Here is a 16,646-nt window from a genome sequence, read left to right as displayed (position 1 = left end):
AAGGAAATCGGTAAAGTAACAAAGTATTCAGATATGGAGGGAACATACTCTGGAAACTTCTCTAACAAGTACGATAAAGGGACTGAATACTTTTCCATTAAAGGTATTAGTACAGATGAAGCCATAGCTGTTAAAGATCAGGATGGTAAATATAGAAAGGCGATAAACCAAAGCAAATACGGGAAAGAGAAATAAAAATAGCATTGAATATTCAATGCTATTTTTTGTGCCATTTATGCAAAATCCAGAGTGGTATTTTAGCTGCGAATTAGGTATACTATTTTGCATTGCATTTTTCTCTCCCTAAACGGAACCGTTAGCTCCCTTTTCCCTGAGTCATTTCACCTTCAGCGGAATTTCTTTAACGCCCCTTACAATCATGCCAGGTCTCCATTCGAGCTGGTCTTTGTCTATGGCAAGCTGCATATCAGGGAACTTTCTTATGAGACTCGAGATGGCTATTTCACCCTCTAGCCGGGCAAGCGGTGCTCCAAGGCAGAGATGTATGCCTTTCCCGAAAGCAAGATGGGGGCTTTTCTCGCGTGTGATGTCAAAAAGGTCCGGGTCGTCAAATTTTTCAGGATCATGGTTGGCCGAATTTAAGGCGACAATCACCAATTCACCTTTTGTCATCATTTTGCCTCGAAACTCTAAATCTTCTCCTGCCCACCTGGAGGTACTGAATTCAACAGGGCCATTGAAACGGAGCGATTCCTCAATGGCTTTTTGAATTAGCTCCGGCTGATCCTTCAGAAGGGTGAACTGATCAGGGTGTTCCAGGAGAGAAAGGACTGTATTTCCTATTAAGTTTACGGTTGTTTCATGGCCCGCAATGATCAGAAGGGAAACGACTCCATATAGTTCTTTTTCTGTCATCTGCTCGCCCTGGTCCTCAGCAGCCACCAGCTGGTTGATCAAGTCATGTCCTGGGTTTTCACGGGTACGGGCAAACCAGTTTCCAAGATACTGAGTAAAATTGTTCATATGTTCACTTATATTCTCGGCATATTCCCCGGCAGAGCCTTCTATCAGCGCATTGGACCATATGCGGAACTTATCTCTGTCTTCGGAAGGGACGCCGAGCATCTCACAAATGACGATGATAGGCAGAGGGAAGGCAAAATCATCGATTAAATTCACAGTTTCCCTGCCCGTTAAATCTTCCAATAGTTCGTCGGTAATTTCCTGTATCCGTTCCCGCATTTTTGATATCATGGCCGGTGTAAAGGCTTTCTGGGCCAGGCCCCGAAGCCTCTTATGATCTGGCGGATCAGCGAAAAGCATATTATGGGTGAAGATGCTTTCATGATCCATATGACCTCCGGTTAATTTCGAGAAATCCTTGATGAACCTGGAATCCTTTAAAACTTCAACAGCATCTTCATATTTTGTGATCATCCATCCTGAATAACCGTCTGGAAAGGTAAGGTGATAAACCGGCTCAGTTTCTCTCAATTCTGTATATGCTGGATAAGGATTTTGTGTAAATGACTTTGTAAACAGGGGATTTTTCAAGAACACGGTAGCCCGCCTTTCTTTTTTGTCGGAATTATCAATCAAATTATAACATAGTCAAACATTCAAAGGCTGTTGGAGACCCTTCCACTCTTCTTTTAATAGACCATAAAAAACCCGGTCATGAAAATCGCCATTTATATATTCATAGCTCCTGATAATGCCCTCCTGAGTGAAGCCGAGGCGCTCAGGGACCGCCCTGCTTTTGGTATTTTTTACGGCCATATTCAACTCTACTTTCCTTAATCGGAGCTCCTCAAACGCATGACGGATTAATAGCTGGCAGGAAGAAGTGACCAAACCTCTGCCTTCAAATTTGTTTCCAAGCCAATATCCGATTTCTGTTTTTTTATTTTTATGATCGAGATACAAAAAACCGATGGAACCAGCCAATTTACCCTGATACCAGATTCCGGCCCAGAAGCCGTTGTTAGAGGAAAACCGCTTTAGAGATTTTTCTATGAATGTCCTGGAGTCTTCAGCTGAATTTGTATTGCCGGGAAAAGACAGCCACTCAGAAATGGTGCTGCGGCTGCTGTCGATCAGCTGGAATAATTCCTCCGCATGCCTCATTTGCAAAAGAGAAAGATACAGATCGTTTCTTATGTGTTCCTTGAACATGTTCTGCCTCCTATTTAATGGGAATAATTACTAATCATTTTCTCATTTTTTCGCAGAATATGCATTATTTTATTAATAGGGCGGATGAAACTTCCTTTCCTATTGGAACGTCTAAACGGAAAGAAATCACATAGCGGGGTGGAAGATAAATGAAAAACATGTTAAAGTACTTGCCTTCTTTTTTAACAGGACTATTTTTTTCTATGTTTGCATCTTCGCTTGTATGGTCGCATTGACTTACTTGGAGATACTGAATTAGGGTGGCATGCATGCGGGACTTTTTTTTGCTGAATTGTTCCTTCTATTTGTTTAGATACAATGAATAGTTCTTGATTTGCGGCTGGCATTTGGACAATCACAGCATCTATTAACGTCTTATTATTTCCGGGCATGCTGAATTGTAATCGGCAGGGCAATGGACAAAACTTGTTAGAAAACATGGGTTCCTGCCCCCTTGCTAAGCTTCATGAAACATGTTATTATAGTCCAAAATATTCCAATAAAATCCATGAAGAGAACAAGTAAGGTTTAATGAACTCTAACAGCGAGCTGGGTATGGTGGGAGCCAGCAGAGAAGTTTTACCTGAAACATCATCTCTGAGATGCATGGCTGAAAACCAGTAAGCCGTGTCGGGGGTCCGCCGTTACAGGAACGCGTATGATGGTACGTTGGCAGAGCGCCGTTGTCTTTGGGCAATGGAATTTGGGTGGTATCGCGGGTTAACACACTCGTCCCTTTTATAGGGGCGGGTGTTTTTATTTTTTTACAGAAAAATAAAAAGGAGGAGTAAGACATGGAACAACGCCAGGAACAGATGAATCGGAAGGAAAAAGAAGCAAACATCCTGGGCTACTGGGAGAAAGAAAATATTTTCCAAAAATCTGTTTCACAAAGGGAAAATGCAGACACCTTTGTTTTTTATGAAGGACCGCCTACCGCGAATGGCATGCCGCATGTCGGTCATGCACTCGGACGGACCATGAAGGATATCATGGCCCGGTATCAGACAATGCAAGGAAATCAGGTGATCCGGAAAGCGGGCTGGGATACCCATGGTCTCCCGGTAGAGCTAGGCGTAGAAAAAGCTCTTGGGATATCTGGCAAACAGGAGATCGAGGAATATGGGGTGGAAAAGTTTATAGAAAAATGCAAGGAGAGTGTATTTGCCTACGAAAAAGAATGGAGGGAATTCACAAAAGACTTGGGCTACTGGGTCGATATGGATCAGCCTTACATGACCATGGATCAAACGTATATCGAATCTGTTTGGCATATCCTTGGCACTCTGCATGATAAGGGGCTGCTTTATAAAGGGCACAGAGTATCGCCTTACTGCCCATCCTGCCAGACTTCATTAAGTTCCCACGAAGTGGCACAGGGATATAAGGACGTGAAGGACCTGTCGGCTACCGTTAAATTCAAATTAAAAAACAGTGCCAACGAGTATGTACTCGGCTGGACGACCACTCCCTGGACTTTGCCGGCAAATGTCGCTCTTGCTGTGAACCGAAGCATGGATTATGTGAAAGTCGAATGCGGGGATGAGATCTATATTGCGGCTGCCTCCAGGCTTGAAAGCATCATGAAGGAGCCATTTACTGTATTGGAAACGGTCAAAGGAAAAGATCTCGAGGGCTTACACTATGAACCTCCGTTCCACTTTGTGGATGTACCAAAAGGCCATGTGATCGTTTCCGGCGGGTTTGTGACAGATGACAGCGGAACCGGCATTGTCCACATCGCTCCTGCTTATGGGGAAGATGACTACAAGCTGGTCCAGGAGAATGGCCTGAGCTTTGTTCATGTGGTTGATGAGAAGGGAAGATACATGGATGAGGTAACACCCCTGGCAGGAAGGCCTGTAAAGAGCTGTGACGTCGATATCGTGAAGCTTCTCCACGAGAAAGGGCTCCTCTTCCATAAGGAAAAATATGAACACTCGTATCCTCATTGCTGGAGATGCGATACACCGCTTCTTTATTATGCATCTGACAGCTGGTTTATCAGGACCACGGCAATGAAAGAACAGCTGTTGTCTGAGAATCAGAAAGTAAGCTGGCACCCTGATCATCTGAGGGATGGCCGTTTCGGGAATTTCCTTGAAAACCTGGTGGATTGGAATATCAGCCGGAATCGTTTCTGGGGCACGCCTTTAAACATCTGGATCTGTACGTCCTGCAGTCATGAGGAATCGCCAAAAAGCAGGGAAGAATTATTTAAACTGGCAGACAGAGAATCTTCTGAACTTGAGCTTCATAAGCCATATGTGGATGAAGTAACATTTTCTTGTCCTTCCTGCCAAGGAACGATGAAGAGGACTCCAGAGGTGATCGATGTTTGGTTTGACAGCGGCTCGATGCCTTTTGCCCAGTATCATACACCTTTTGAAAATGCAGCCCTCTTTAGAAAACAGTTTCCTGCAGATCTGGTGGTGGAGGGAATCGACCAGACGAGAGGCTGGTTTTATTCGCTGCTTGCTGTTTCGGTCCTGTATACAGGTAAGGCTCCTTACAAAAATGTGATGGCCACTGGTCATGTACTGGATGAAAACGGTCAAAAGATGTCAAAAAGTAAAGGAAATGCACTGGACCCGGTGGAATTAATCCAGACGTACGGAGCGGATGCACTAAGATGGTCCCTGACTCATGACAGCGCCCCCTGGAATCAGAAGCGCTTTTCCAGCCGGAATGTCCAGGAAGCCAAATCCAAACTGGTCGACACGCTGACGAGTCTGCTCCATTTTTATACCCTGTACAGCCGGATCGATTCCTTTGATCCTGATCAACATTCAGAGGGTGAATATACCCTGATGGACCGCTGGATCTTATCCAGGCTCATGACTTCGGCTCAACGGATGAAGAAAGAAATGGATGGATACCAGGTAACCAACGCGGCCAGAATCGGCGGTGAACTGGTAGAAGAAATCAGCAATTGGTATATCAGGAGAAACAGGGACCGTTTCTGGAGTGAAGGAATGCAACCGGATAAAATCGCAGCTTATTCCACACTGTATCAATTATTGGTGGATACGAGCCGTCTGCTTGCTCCTTTTGTTCCATTTGTGTCTGAGGAAATTTATGTGGAATTGACAGGAGAAAGTGTTCATTTATCTGCCTATCCAGTGGGAAATTCGGACTTCGTGGATGAAGAGCTTGAAAAACAGATGAGGGCGGTACTGGAAATCGTGGAGCTTGGCAGAAGCATCCGGCACTCCCGTCAATTAAAGACCAAACAGCCGCTTGCAAAGCTGATTGTCGTTTCCAGCCATGACGGGGATAAAGGGCTATCTTCCTTTGAAGACATCATAAAAGATGAGCTCATTATAAAGGAAGTCGAATGGGCGGATTCCTCAACCGGCTTTATCACCTATAAGTTGAAGCTGAATTTTAAGTCCGCAGGACCGCGGCTGGGTAAATGGGTCAATCCTGTAAAACAGCAGCTAGAAGCTGCGGATGAACGGACAGTCCTGCAATTTTTGACTGATGGCAAACTTTCGCTGCTGGTAGAAGGACAGCAAGTTCTCATTAGGGAGGAAGATTTAATCCTGCATAAAACGGCTGCGCTGAAGGGTTTTTCAGAAGCATCCAGCAGGAATTATTCCGTCATCATGGATACAAATCCAAGTGAAGAATTGCTTAGAGAAGGCAGAGTCCGGGACTTTATCCGATTCATCCAGGAGTATAGAAAAAAACTGAATCTGCCCGTAGAAAAAAGAGTGGATTTATATATTTCCTGTTCAGAACCTTTTAGAGGTTTAATCACCGAGCATCGAAGTCTGCTGGAACAGAACGTCCTGCTTAATCATCTTAAATTCGCAGAAATGGATGAAATGGAAGTCTTGCGGCTGGCAGATGAGGAGCTAAGGATCGGCATAAAATAAAGGAGGAGAGAGGGAAATGGGAGTTGTGCTGGAGACTGAAAGGCTTCTCCTTCGGCCGTTTCTACTGGAAGATGCAGTACAGGTGCAGCGGATGGCAGGAGAAAGAGAAATATACGAGACCACTTTAGGAATGCCGCATCCTTATCCCCTGGAGGCCGCTGTAAACTGGATCCGTTCTCATGAGAAATGGATCCAGACCAGAAAAGCTTTTCCATTCGCAGTAGAATTGAAGAAGGAGAAAATCCTGGCGGGTGCTATGACACTACGGATCGAACCCGGCCATAATAGGGGTGAACTGGCATACTGGATTGGAAAAGAATTCTGGGGAAGGGGTTATGCAACCGAAGCTGCCTTACAGGTGGCAGAATTCGGATTTCGGGAGCAGGGCCTGCAAAGAATCTGGGGAATGGCCATGTCAGATAATTATGCTTCCCAAAAAGTCATGAAGAAAATCGGCATGAAATATGAAGGCCGGCTGAGGAAGCATATTTTGAAGGATGGCCGGTATTATGATCTTTCCGTCTATGGATTACTTCGGGAACAATTTAAACAGCATCGCTCATAATTGTTCATCAGCTCATGATTATTTCCTTGTTTTTCCACAAAGCGGGTCACAATGAATATATGATGGATGAGAGGGGATACAGAAAATGTGGATTTTATTGTAATGTTAGGCAAAAAGGAACCATCTTACAAAACAATACAAGGGACGAAAAAAGACAGTCGAAGCCGCAGGCAGCGTAGAGATTCAAGCGTTCCAGTCAGGGAGAAAAATTTATGAGGAACAAAATAGCCATCGTTACAGGGGCCAGCAGAGCTGGAGGTATTGGGGCCGCCATATGCCGTGAGCTGGCCAAAAAAGGAAATGATATATTTTTCACCTATTTCACCCCATATGACTATCTGTCAGGCTATCAGGATGCCAGCTGCACATGGCCGGATGAATTTAAACAGGAATTATCCGAACTGGGTGTTAGAGCTGAGGGGGTGGAGCTTGATTTGTCTGATCCGCTTGCGCCTTTTAGACTATTGGAGCAAGCCGGAAATCAGCTGGGTGTACCTTCCATTCTCATTAATAATGCCACACACTGTGCCGAGGTGAACTTTCAGAAGCTGACAAATGAGATTCTCGATGATCACTATGCGGTGAATGTACGTGGCACCTGCATGTTGTCTGTAGAGTTTGCCAAACGGCTGGTGGGAAAAACAGGGGGGAGAATCATCAATCTGATTTCCGGTCAGGACAAAGGACCGATGCCTGGGAACCTGGCCTATGTGACTACAAAAGGAGCCATCTCTGCGTTTACGGTTTCCTTGGCTGCAGAACTGGCACCGCATCAGATTACTGTCAATGCCATGGATCCTGGACCAACTGATACAGGCTGGATGGATGGCCAGCTGAAGGAGTATCTTAAACCAAAATTCCCTATGGGGAGAATAGGAACACCGGAAGACGCCGCACGCCTTGCAGCATTTCTTGCCAGTGACGACGCAGACTGGATCACCGGTCAGATCATTCATTCTGATGGAGGGTTTTGGGATTAAGATACAGACTAAGAGGGAACTCCTGATCATTCGGAGTTCCTTTTAATCTGTTATCATAATTGCGTCACTCTGCCAATTAATTGCGTCATTCTAAATTTTATTGAATCTTATGACGAAGCAAACCAACAAGAAAAGCAGCCCTTATGGACTGCTTTTTCTTGTTGGTATTTTACGAGATTAAAATTTCTCAGCAGTTTCTTCTGCCAGTCTGATTCCCTCTGCAATGATTTCTTCAGCACGGTCAGGGAACTGGTTATGGCCTTCAGTGACGACTGTCGTAATGTCCGACATTCCCCAGAAGCTTAGGATCGCTGTTACATAATTCAGGGACATTTCTACAGCTTGAGCAGGTCCTTCAGAATATACGCCGCCTCGTGCATTTAAGAGTGCCGCTTTTTTATCAGTCAGCATACCTACTGCTCCTTCTGGTGTATAGCGGAAGGTCTTGCCTGCCTGGTTCAGATAGTCCAGGTACGTGTGAAGGACTGCAGGAATCGTTAAGTTCCAGAGCGGAAATGCCAAAACGACTTTATCTGCCTCCAGGAACTGGTTTAGATATTTATGGACTGTTTCCACAGCTTCTGCCTCTGCAGCTGTCAGTTCAAGAGCTTTCGCAGCTTTGAACATGCCATTGATTTTGTCATTGTCATAGTATGAAAGATTTTCGCTGAAAAGATCCAGTTCCATGATTGAATCCTCAGGATGTGTTTCTTTATAGCGATCAAGGAACGCGTGATAAAGCTTGACAGAAACCGACTGATCGATTGGCCGTGAATTAGCTTTGACAAATAATACTTTAGACATTTATATACCCCCAAGAAGTGAAGTTTGTAATAGGAATAACGATATAGCAGCTGAAATTAGTTGCTATACATACTAAATACATTCCAAGTATAAAGATGGCCTATGGAACTGTCAACTGTTTAATTTCAGTTTGGGTAAACGGAAGGAAATCATCGGCTATAAGCGAATTAGTGAATATCGTAAATTTTTTGAGAGGTGAGTCAAATAAAGAAGATGCGTACACTTCGAATAAATGAAAAGCTGGAAAGAATGGTCATTGACAAACTGCTGCACGCTGGTTGTGTTTTTGCAGAAGAGGAGGCAGAGCTTCTTATTGCAGAGGCAAAGACTTCGGACGAATTATTAAAAATGACCGAAAGCAGGGCCCTTGGTGCACCAATCGAATATGTTCTGGGATATACCTGCTTTTGCGGGCTGCGCATAAATGTGGAAAGGAATGTGTTTGTACCGCGCAGGCGTACCGAGTTTCTGGCTGAGAAGGCAAAGGCCATCGTCCAAGATGGAGATAGAGTGGTGGATTTATGCTGCGGTTCAGGTGCAATTGGTGCAGCAATCGCATCTGGCGCAGATATTCATTTGCATGCAGTCGATATTGATGAAGCAGCGGTGCGATGTGCCAAGAGAAATCTATCAGGGCTTGGCGCCCATGTTTATCAAGGAGATCTGTATAGTGTCCTTCCCCGGTCACTCAAGGGGAGCGTAAAAATGATAGCTGCCAATATTCCGTATGTTCCTACGGGATTCATAGATCTTCTTCCGCAGGAAGCCCGTCTGCATGAACCAAAATCGGCACTTGATGGGGGAGAGGACGGCTTTATGATTTTAAGGAAGGTGGCAGCAGAAGCTCCGGAATGGCTTGCTCCAGGGGGGGATCTGATGATAGAAACAAGCGGCAGGCAGGCATCAAAGGCCGCTGAAATCTTTGAGGAATCAGGTCTGACTGCCAGGATTGCCAAAGACAAGGACTTAGATGCAACAGTGATTATTGGCAGATTAAAAAGACTGCAGAAAAGCCAAATCTAATAAAAGCTTGTCCACAGTCTTGAAAGAATAAATCGCTTTCGTTATCCGAAAATCTGAATGCCATATGCCTCATCCAACGACCATACTCCAGGTCCGGTAAAGGTAATACCTATTGCGATGGCTATCAAAACTAAGTTGTATTCAATGCCGCCTCTATCTACGAACCAGCCGTTTTTTCCATGTACAGTAATAATGGCGACTATCATGGGGATGATGATCAGCAGGGCAGCGAGAGGGATGAATAAGCCGAAAGTAAACAGCAGGCCGCCTATAAATTCACCGAGCCCTGCCAGAAGGGCCATGGCGCTTCCCGGTCTGATCCCTACGCTTTCGAAGAATTCTCCTGTTCCTTTAGGCCCGGCGCCTCCGAACCAGCCAAAGGCCTTTTGCGAACCATGAGCTGCGTAAAATAGACCGGCAACAATCCGTATGATCAATAAACCTATATCTTCCAAAACATCACCTCCTGAATAGATTTCTTAAAGAGAGTATTGAACCCTTCCTTTATCCTTAGTCTCTCCTTGACGGCTGATTGACAATCGATTTTCTTGAAACTATAATTTTTACAGCATGATTCTGGAGGTAGACCTGTTGAAGTTATCCTGGGAAGATTATATTAGCATTACCATTCATCAAACCGATTTGTCGCTGACAAATTATATAAAGAATAGGCTTGCGCCATTTAATCTGGCGCCTGAACAAAATTTGATCCTGATGCTTTTATGGGAAAAGGACGGGCTGTCTCAAAACGAAATTTCTATGAAGCTTGACAAAGATAAAACTAATATTGCCCGGATGGTCGTGAATTTAGAAGGAAAGGGAATCATCCGCAGAACCGTAAGTCCATACGACCGGCGTTCGTTTGAAGTGTACCTGACAGATAAAGGCAAGGAGCTTGGGGAAAAGGTGATACCAATCACAGAGGAATTCAATGAACTGGTCATTAACGGAATCTCATCCGACGAACTGGCCGAACTGAGCCGCATCCTGCAAAAAATGAGGAGTAATGTTCAATAATCCATATTACTCATAAAAACTGTCCATGGAAGCAGGCGATTGCTGGACAATATCTCCATCAGGTGTGTAAAATGAGATAGATATGTTAGGAGGGGCAAAATGAAAGGGAATGCCAAAAAAGAATTTTATTCCTGGTTGAAAACCATCGCAGCTGCCGTAATTATAGTGTTTATCTGCCGGCAATATGTATTTGCACCTATAAAGGTTTCCGGAAGCTCCATGCTGCCGACTTTGCAGGACCAAAATAAAATGGTCGTTTCTAAATTGAGCAAGATTCAGCGCTTTGATGTGATTGTGTTTCATGCACCAGATGCAGATGAGGACTATATAAAGCGGGTTATCGGCCTGCCTGGTGATACGGTAAGCATGAAAAATGACGTATTATATGTAAACGGTCATGCCTATAAGGAGCCGTATTTAAAGAGAGGCAATCAATCTCAATATACTGGGGATTTTTCTCTGGAAGAGCTGTTCGGTACCTCAAAAGTCCCAAAAGGAACCTATTTTGTATTAGGTGACAATCGTCCCATCAGCAAAGACAGCCGGATTATCGGATTCATTAAACAAAGCTCGGTCATTGGTGAAGCAAAGTACCGGTTTTATCCATTTAATGAGATCGGCGTGCCAAAATAAAGAGAGTAAGAAGCCTTCAGACTTGTGTGCTGAAGGCTTCTTTTATTTCATCAAAAACAAAGAAGCACTCCTGTTTAGTACTGTTATTTCATATATTAAAATCCTCTATTTCCATAATGGGCTCTTATTTTCCCAACTATTTACAAGAGGATAACTGACTAATGCGGACCCAGCTCATCCAAGACTAATGACCCATATCTCAAAGCTCTTTTTGTGAACGAACTGGAATAAAATGAGCATTTTCCTGATTTTTCTAGATATCTCTGTCTGTTCCAGCTTCCTACTAAATCCCTATCCTCCGAAAAATATCTCAGTATAATTATTATTGTGATACATTTTTCTATTCTAATCAAACTGATCCCTTTTCTTTATTTTTCCCAACCTTAATCGAGAGGATTTCTCTTCAAAATAACAGAATATTCCTTTATATTAGTGGCTAGGAGGAAAAAACTATAGGGGAATATTTTTGCTGGTAGTTTAGTAGATGGGTAGATTCCCTGGGGAATGTTGTAAAAAACGCGGTTTATAAAAAACAATTAATTGGAGAAGGAGATGTACTAGTATGAAAAAAAGGTTTTTAGCAGGTACTGTTTTATCTCTTGGTCTTATTGCTTCCGCAATCCCTCAGCCAGCTGCAATGGCAGCAAAAAATGTCATGAGCGTGGAAAAATTTAACCAGCAGAAGGATTCCCTTGAGTTTCTGTCGGGCAGCCTGACAGAAGCCTCCTCTAAGCCGGCAGAAGATGTTGTACTGGGCTACATAGACCAGCATAAGCAAAACTATAAAATAGGGAAAAAGAGTGCAAAAGACTCCTTCCTCATCCAGAAAAAAAGCAAAGATCAATTAGGAAACACAGTAGTAAAATTACAGCAGGCCTATGGAGGCATTCCCGTATGGAACTCCACTCAATCCGCTGTGGTGGATGAGAAAGGTGTGTTGAATGTCATTTCCGGAACAGTCGCAGCTAATCTCGATGAAAAGCTGGCAGGCAAGTCCGCTAAAGGAATCAAAAGTGCGAAAGCCATTAAAATAGCAGAATCCGATTTAGGATTTAAGCCGGACTATGAAACTACACCACAGTCCGATTTAGTCATCTACACAACAGACTCTTCAGCAGAGTACGCATATAAAGTAAATTTGAACTTCTTAAGTCCAGAGCCGGGCAACTATAATTATTTAATTTCTGTTAAAACAGGTGAAATCCTCGATAAGTTCAATACCATCGATTCCGTATCCGGCACTAATGCTGTAGGATCAGGAACAGGTGTCACAAAAAATTCCGTTTCCTTAAACACAACTTTATCAAGCGGAAAATACTACCTTCAGGATAATACCCGAGGAAATGGCATTTTCACTTATAATGCCAATAATTCAAGCAGGCTTCCGGGTACATTATGGTCCGACTCTGATAATCTATTTAATGCTTCCTACGATGCTCCAGCGGTTGATGCCCACTATTATGCAGGGAAAACCTATGATTATTACAAAACAACATTCGGCCGCAATTCCTATGATGGCTACGGTGCTGCCCTTAGATCAACGGTGCACTACAGCTCAGGTTATAATAACGCCTTCTGGAATGGCTCTCAGATGGTATACGGAGATGGCGACGGATCGACCTTTATCCCTCTTTCCGGAGGACTTGATGTAGTGGCCCATGAATTATCTCATGCTGTCACTTCTTCTGAATCCAACCTTACGTATCAAAATGAATCAGGAGCTCTTAATGAGGCGATCTCCGATATTTTTGGAACAGTCGTAGAATTCAAGTACCAGCCTTCTAAAGCTGACTATCTAATCGGGGAAGATATTTATACTCCTTCCATTTCTGGTGATGCGCTCCGCTCAATGGCCAATCCTGCAGCATATGGAGATCCAGACCACTATTCTAAGAGATATACAGGTACACAGGATAATGGCGGCGTGCACACAAACAGCGGCATCATCAACAAAGCTGCGTATCTGATTGCAGCCGGCGGCACCCATTATGGAGTGACTGTCCAGGGAATTGGGGTAGACAAGCTGGGTGCGATTTTCTATCGTGCCAATACCGTCTATCTGACTTCATCCTCCAATTTCTCTCAGGCACGGGCTGCTTTGATTCAATCTGCAGCCGACTTGTATGGTTCATCAAGTGCAGAAAAAACTGCGGTAACAAATGCATTCAATGCCGTGGGTGTGAATTAAATTATTGTGTTGTTGAAGTATTTCCCTAACCTAATTATTTCTTGGGAAAGCGCAGGATTAGACATCTAATGTATGGAGAGCAGGTATGATGTTTGAATATAACGTAATAGTGAGGCAGAATGTCGAAACTCCCCTTAATATATGATAGAAATTTGCAAACTCAACAAAAGTCGGCTATAATGAAATAGAATTATTTTTGTTCGGTTTGAAGAGAGAATGAATTTTTTTGACTTTCGTCTTGATGAATCACTTGAGCAAGGATAGTAACATTTGTGTTTTGGAACACACTAGGAGGAAACAAAATGGAACAAGGTACAGTAAAATGGTTTAACGCAGAAAAAGGTTTCGGATTCATCGAGCGCGAAGGTGGAGAAGACGTATTCGTACACTTCTCAGCTATCCAATCTGAAGGATTCAAATCATTAGACGAAGGCCAAAAAGTAACTTTTGACGTTGAGCAAGGTGCACGCGGACCTCAAGCAGCTAACGTTCAAAAAGCTTAATAGCTGATCTCCAAAAAGACAGGCTCTATTACTGAGCCTGTCTTTTTTATGCTGTCCGGCAGTAATAGAAGGGGGGTACATACCTCTATTCCTCTAGTGGAGCAGCTGTAGTGCGGAACATCTTCTCAGTACCGTATTTATATCAACTTATAAAATTTAGTATCAACATGATTATATGAAAAGAAAGCTGGAAGAGGCAGGTTCATACTGATTTGAGACTGCCGGAGAAGGAGCACCTGCAGGAGGTTAATACTCCAGTGGACAGCCTCATGGCATGATTGATCAGCTGGCGGGGGTTAGACAGGAATCAGATCACTGATTAATTGAGCTGCCTGAGTTTCAGTTATCCCTTTTGCCAGTACCAATTCACCGATGAATAGCTTGGTGGCGTTATCAAGCAGTTTCTTTTCATTGGAGCTTAGGGATTTTTCTGTTTGAATGTGTCTGAGGTCCCGGATGACTTCTACGCCGTCAATGAGTTTCCCTGTCTTAATTTTGTCCATATTAATTTTGTAACGCTCTTTCCAGGACAAGGGGATGACCGGCTTTTGCTCCTGCAGAATCCCGAATGCTTCGTCTATGGAATGTTCATCACCAACCGAACGAATACAGGAGCTTTTAATATGGTCTACTGGAATAAGTACTTGAAGCTGGTTCACGATGATATGGACCACAAAATAGGTTCTTTTTTCACCAAGAATCTCCTTTTCTTCAATTCCTTCAATAATTCCGGCGCCGTGCATTGGGTAAATAATCTTATCGCCAATTTCAAACAAAGCCTTCACCTCCAGCTAGAATATGTTAAGTATATCACATATTCAAGAATATGAAAAACTATATATCTTATCATGCAAATAAAAGGATTGTCAACACACTTTTTTATGGAAGATTTCAGGGGTTATTTGATCCTACTGCGTGGGAGAATCACAGGAATAACTCCGCGAAACTATGTCCGGCTGTCATTCGAAGATATAACCTGTCTCATATGCAGGATTTGAGGGGATCCCCAGTGAAATTTTCTTCACTCTTTAGAAAAGCAGCTATCTATGTCACAAGAAAGAGGAAGGCTATAAAAAAACCTTCCTCCTATATGGATTATCCTTCTAAATCGCCAAAGGCGCCAAAGAATTCATAATGAATATATTCTTCAGGAACGCCCCATTTTTTAAGCGCTGCATTAACTGCCTTCATAAATGGCGGGGGACCGCAAAAATAAAAGCTGGCATCCTTGGAGGGAAGTACTTTTTGAAGGAATTCTAGATCCAAATATCCTTCTTTATCATAATTTCCTGCCTTCCGGTCTTCCTCATCCGGACTCTGATAGACTACATAAGATTCCGCCTGTTTATGTTTTGAGGTAAGGTCCTTTACATAATCTTTAAAGGCATGAACTTTCCCATTCATGGCAGCATGTATAAAATAAACGTTCCTTTCAGGCTGATCATGCACTATGCTGTTCAGCATGCACATCATGGGGGTGAGCCCGACTCCTCCGCTGATTAATACAACTGGGGAAGTGCTTTCCACATCTAAATAAAAATCTCCTGCTGGAGCAGATATGGCAGTTTATCTCCCTCACTGAACAGGGTATGCAGATCCGTGGACACCACTCCCGGCGGGTATCCTTCTTCAATGGGATCCTCCCGCTTTACACTGATCCTGAAGTAGCCTGTCCCGGGGCGGTCGGATAAGCTGTATTGCCGGAGATGGGTATATTCCTCTTCGGGAATTTCAATTTTGACTGTAATATATTGACCAGGAATAAAGCCGGGAAGTTCCCCTCCATCTTCGGGTTTAAGATAGAAGGAAGTAATGACTTCGCTTTCCTTCACTTTTTTCTCAATGATAAAAGGTTTGAAGCCTGCCCAACCGCCTTTCTGTGTTTCAGATGTCTTATACAATATGTCCTCCATCCTGATAAACACATCAGAAATCACTTCATAAGCATCCGCCCAGGCACCGATGATTTCATCTGTGGCAGCATCCCCAAGTATATCCTTGATTGCCATGAGCAGATTTTCACCGACAATGGGATAATGTTCCGGCTTAATCTGCAAGCTTCTATGCTTTTGTCCGATTCTCTCCAATACCGGCATGATCGAGCTCATATCCTCAATATTCGCTGCAGCCCCGTATACCGCATTTGCGAGGGCGCGCGGCTGGTGCCCAGTTTTTTGGTGGGTCATATTAAAGACATTTTTCAGCTCTGGATGCTTCTCAAACAGACGCTCATAAAAGCGGGTTGTGATGGCTTCTCCATGCTCCCTTACGACCGGGAGCGTAGCTTTTACGATTTCAAGGGTTTTTGAATCAAGCTGTTTTAATGTCTTAAGCACATCTTTCCAAACATACTTTTGATGCATCAAGAAACCTCCTCATATTAAATCAGCGTATTTTGGTACTTTTCCCAAGAGGTGGGTTCCATATACTTTTCTGGCAGAACTCCAGCTTGAAAGTATAGTCCGGGCAATTCTTCTATTCTTGACCAGTGCAGGAATGGTAACAAAGACTCGCTTGCTGCATGTGAAAACTAAGTAATTCCTATCTTTTTTCAGGTGAAACACCAAATTTTTGTTTCATACAAAGGGAGTTTAGGTATAAGGTGTAATAAGCTTTGCAGATTGAAGCATGCAGGACATTGGCTTCGATTTCGCAATTGCTGTTTTCATACAGGGAGGTGCTGCTATGTACGAGGAAAAGTCAGAAGAGAAGCTGAAGCAGGAGCTCGGGACATTTTTCACAGAGCGAAAACCTCAGGATTCCAGCTCTTCTGGCCCGGATTTGGAACACATTTCTTCGGACGAATGACAAAACTCTAAAAAAGAATACCTTCCGCACTATTATACGATTTTTATGCGGCGATCTTTGGGCTTCTTTTCGGAGCCTTTTTTTATTTGGATCTTTTCTAAGAGATTG

The 16,646-nt window shown here is 43.5% G+C and carries 14 protein-coding genes, 1 pseudogene and 1 other annotated feature; of the genes and pseudogenes, 9 read left to right on the top strand and 6 right to left on the bottom strand.

Annotated elements, in window-relative coordinates:
* Positions 1–336: 336 nt before the first annotated feature.
* Positions 337–1,521 (bottom strand): cytochrome P450 family protein, encoded by a 1,185-nt coding sequence (locus H539_RS0127160; protein WP_026696144.1) that lies wholly within the window; start codon positions 1,519–1,521, stop codon positions 337–339.
* Between the two features lie 51 nt (positions 1,522–1,572).
* The gene (locus tag H539_RS0127155; protein WP_026696143.1) at positions 1,573–2,136 is read right to left on the bottom strand and encodes a GNAT family N-acetyltransferase; all 564 of its coding nucleotides are present in this window, start codon (positions 2,134–2,136) and stop codon (positions 1,573–1,575) included.
* 499 nt (positions 2,137–2,635) lie between these two features.
* Positions 2,636–2,876 (top strand) — a binding site (T-box leader).
* A gap of 75 nt (positions 2,877–2,951) precedes the next feature.
* On the opposite strand from H539_RS0127155, the gene ileS reads away from it, so the two are divergent.
* The 3 genes from ileS (at position 2,952) to H539_RS0127135 (ending at position 7,562) form a co-directional block, all read left to right on the top strand.
* Positions 2,952–6,017: an isoleucine--tRNA ligase gene (ileS, locus tag H539_RS0127145; RefSeq protein WP_425414775.1), complete on the top strand. Its 3,066-nt coding sequence runs from the start codon at positions 2,952–2,954 to the stop codon at positions 6,015–6,017.
* Positions 6,018–6,033: 16 nt separating this feature from the next.
* On the top strand, positions 6,034–6,582 hold the full coding sequence (locus tag H539_RS0127140; protein ID WP_026696140.1) for a GNAT family N-acetyltransferase: 549 nt from the start codon (positions 6,034–6,036) through the stop codon (positions 6,580–6,582).
* 212 nt (positions 6,583–6,794) lie between these two features.
* Positions 6,795–7,562 (top strand): SDR family oxidoreductase, encoded by a 768-nt coding sequence (locus tag H539_RS0127135; protein ID WP_026696139.1) that lies wholly within the window; start codon positions 6,795–6,797, stop codon positions 7,560–7,562.
* Positions 7,563–7,739: 177 nt separating this feature from the next.
* Here H539_RS0127135 and H539_RS0127130 read toward each other — a convergent pair whose 3' ends face one another.
* Complete coding sequence (locus tag H539_RS0127130) at positions 7,740–8,366, bottom strand: FMN-dependent NADH-azoreductase (protein ID WP_026696138.1); 627 nt, start codon at positions 8,364–8,366, stop codon at positions 7,740–7,742.
* A gap of 213 nt (positions 8,367–8,579) precedes the next feature.
* On the opposite strand from H539_RS0127130, the gene H539_RS0127125 reads away from it, so the two are divergent.
* Entirely contained in the window at positions 8,580–9,389 is an 810-nt protein-coding gene (locus tag H539_RS0127125; RefSeq protein WP_180321074.1) for a putative protein N(5)-glutamine methyltransferase, read from the top strand.
* Between the two features lie 41 nt (positions 9,390–9,430).
* On the opposite strand, the gene H539_RS0127120 is transcribed toward H539_RS0127125, so the two are convergent.
* The gene (locus tag H539_RS0127120; protein WP_026696136.1) at positions 9,431–9,844 is read right to left on the bottom strand and encodes a DoxX family protein; all 414 of its coding nucleotides are present in this window, start codon (positions 9,842–9,844) and stop codon (positions 9,431–9,433) included.
* Between the two features lie 136 nt (positions 9,845–9,980).
* Here H539_RS0127120 and H539_RS0127115 point away from each other — a divergent pair, with 136 nt between their 5' ends.
* The 4 genes from H539_RS0127115 to H539_RS0127100 all read left to right on the top strand — a co-directional run bounded on the left by H539_RS0127115 (position 9,981) and on the right by H539_RS0127100 (position 13,730).
* Positions 9,981–10,406 (top strand): MarR family winged helix-turn-helix transcriptional regulator, encoded by a 426-nt coding sequence (locus H539_RS0127115; RefSeq protein ID WP_026696135.1) that lies wholly within the window; start codon positions 9,981–9,983, stop codon positions 10,404–10,406.
* 99 nt (positions 10,407–10,505) lie between these two features.
* Positions 10,506–11,039: a signal peptidase I gene (gene lepB / locus H539_RS0127110; protein ID WP_026696134.1), complete on the top strand. Its 534-nt coding sequence runs from the start codon at positions 10,506–10,508 to the stop codon at positions 11,037–11,039.
* Between the two features lie 562 nt (positions 11,040–11,601).
* Positions 11,602–13,227: a M4 family metallopeptidase gene (locus H539_RS0127105; protein WP_026696133.1), complete on the top strand. Its 1,626-nt coding sequence runs from the start codon at positions 11,602–11,604 to the stop codon at positions 13,225–13,227.
* 302 nt (positions 13,228–13,529) lie between these two features.
* Positions 13,530–13,730: a cold-shock protein gene (locus H539_RS0127100; protein ID WP_026694123.1), complete on the top strand. Its 201-nt coding sequence runs from the start codon at positions 13,530–13,532 to the stop codon at positions 13,728–13,730.
* Between the two features lie 296 nt (positions 13,731–14,026).
* On the opposite strand, the gene H539_RS0127095 is transcribed toward H539_RS0127100, so the two are convergent.
* Positions 14,027–14,521, bottom strand: coding sequence for a CarD family transcriptional regulator (locus H539_RS0127095; protein ID WP_051348833.1), 495 nt, complete (start codon positions 14,519–14,521; stop codon positions 14,027–14,029).
* A gap of 304 nt (positions 14,522–14,825) precedes the next feature.
* Positions 14,826–16,093 (bottom strand): annotated as a pseudogene (gene hmpA, locus H539_RS29900) (NO-inducible flavohemoprotein).
* Between the two features lie 322 nt (positions 16,094–16,415).
* On the opposite strand from hmpA, the gene H539_RS33260 reads away from it, so the two are divergent.
* Positions 16,416–16,538, top strand: coding sequence for a hypothetical protein (locus H539_RS33260; protein ID WP_281171491.1), 123 nt, complete (start codon positions 16,416–16,418; stop codon positions 16,536–16,538).
* The last annotated feature ends 108 nt before the right edge of the window (positions 16,539–16,646 follow it).

The sequence above is a fragment of the Peribacillus kribbensis DSM 17871 genome, from assembly GCF_000430765.1.
Lineage (GTDB): Bacteria > Bacillota > Bacilli > Bacillales > DSM-1321 > Paraperibacillus > Paraperibacillus kribbensis.
The sequence above is the reverse complement of the archived record's forward strand: the minus strand, read 5'-3'. Positions and strand labels throughout refer to the sequence as shown.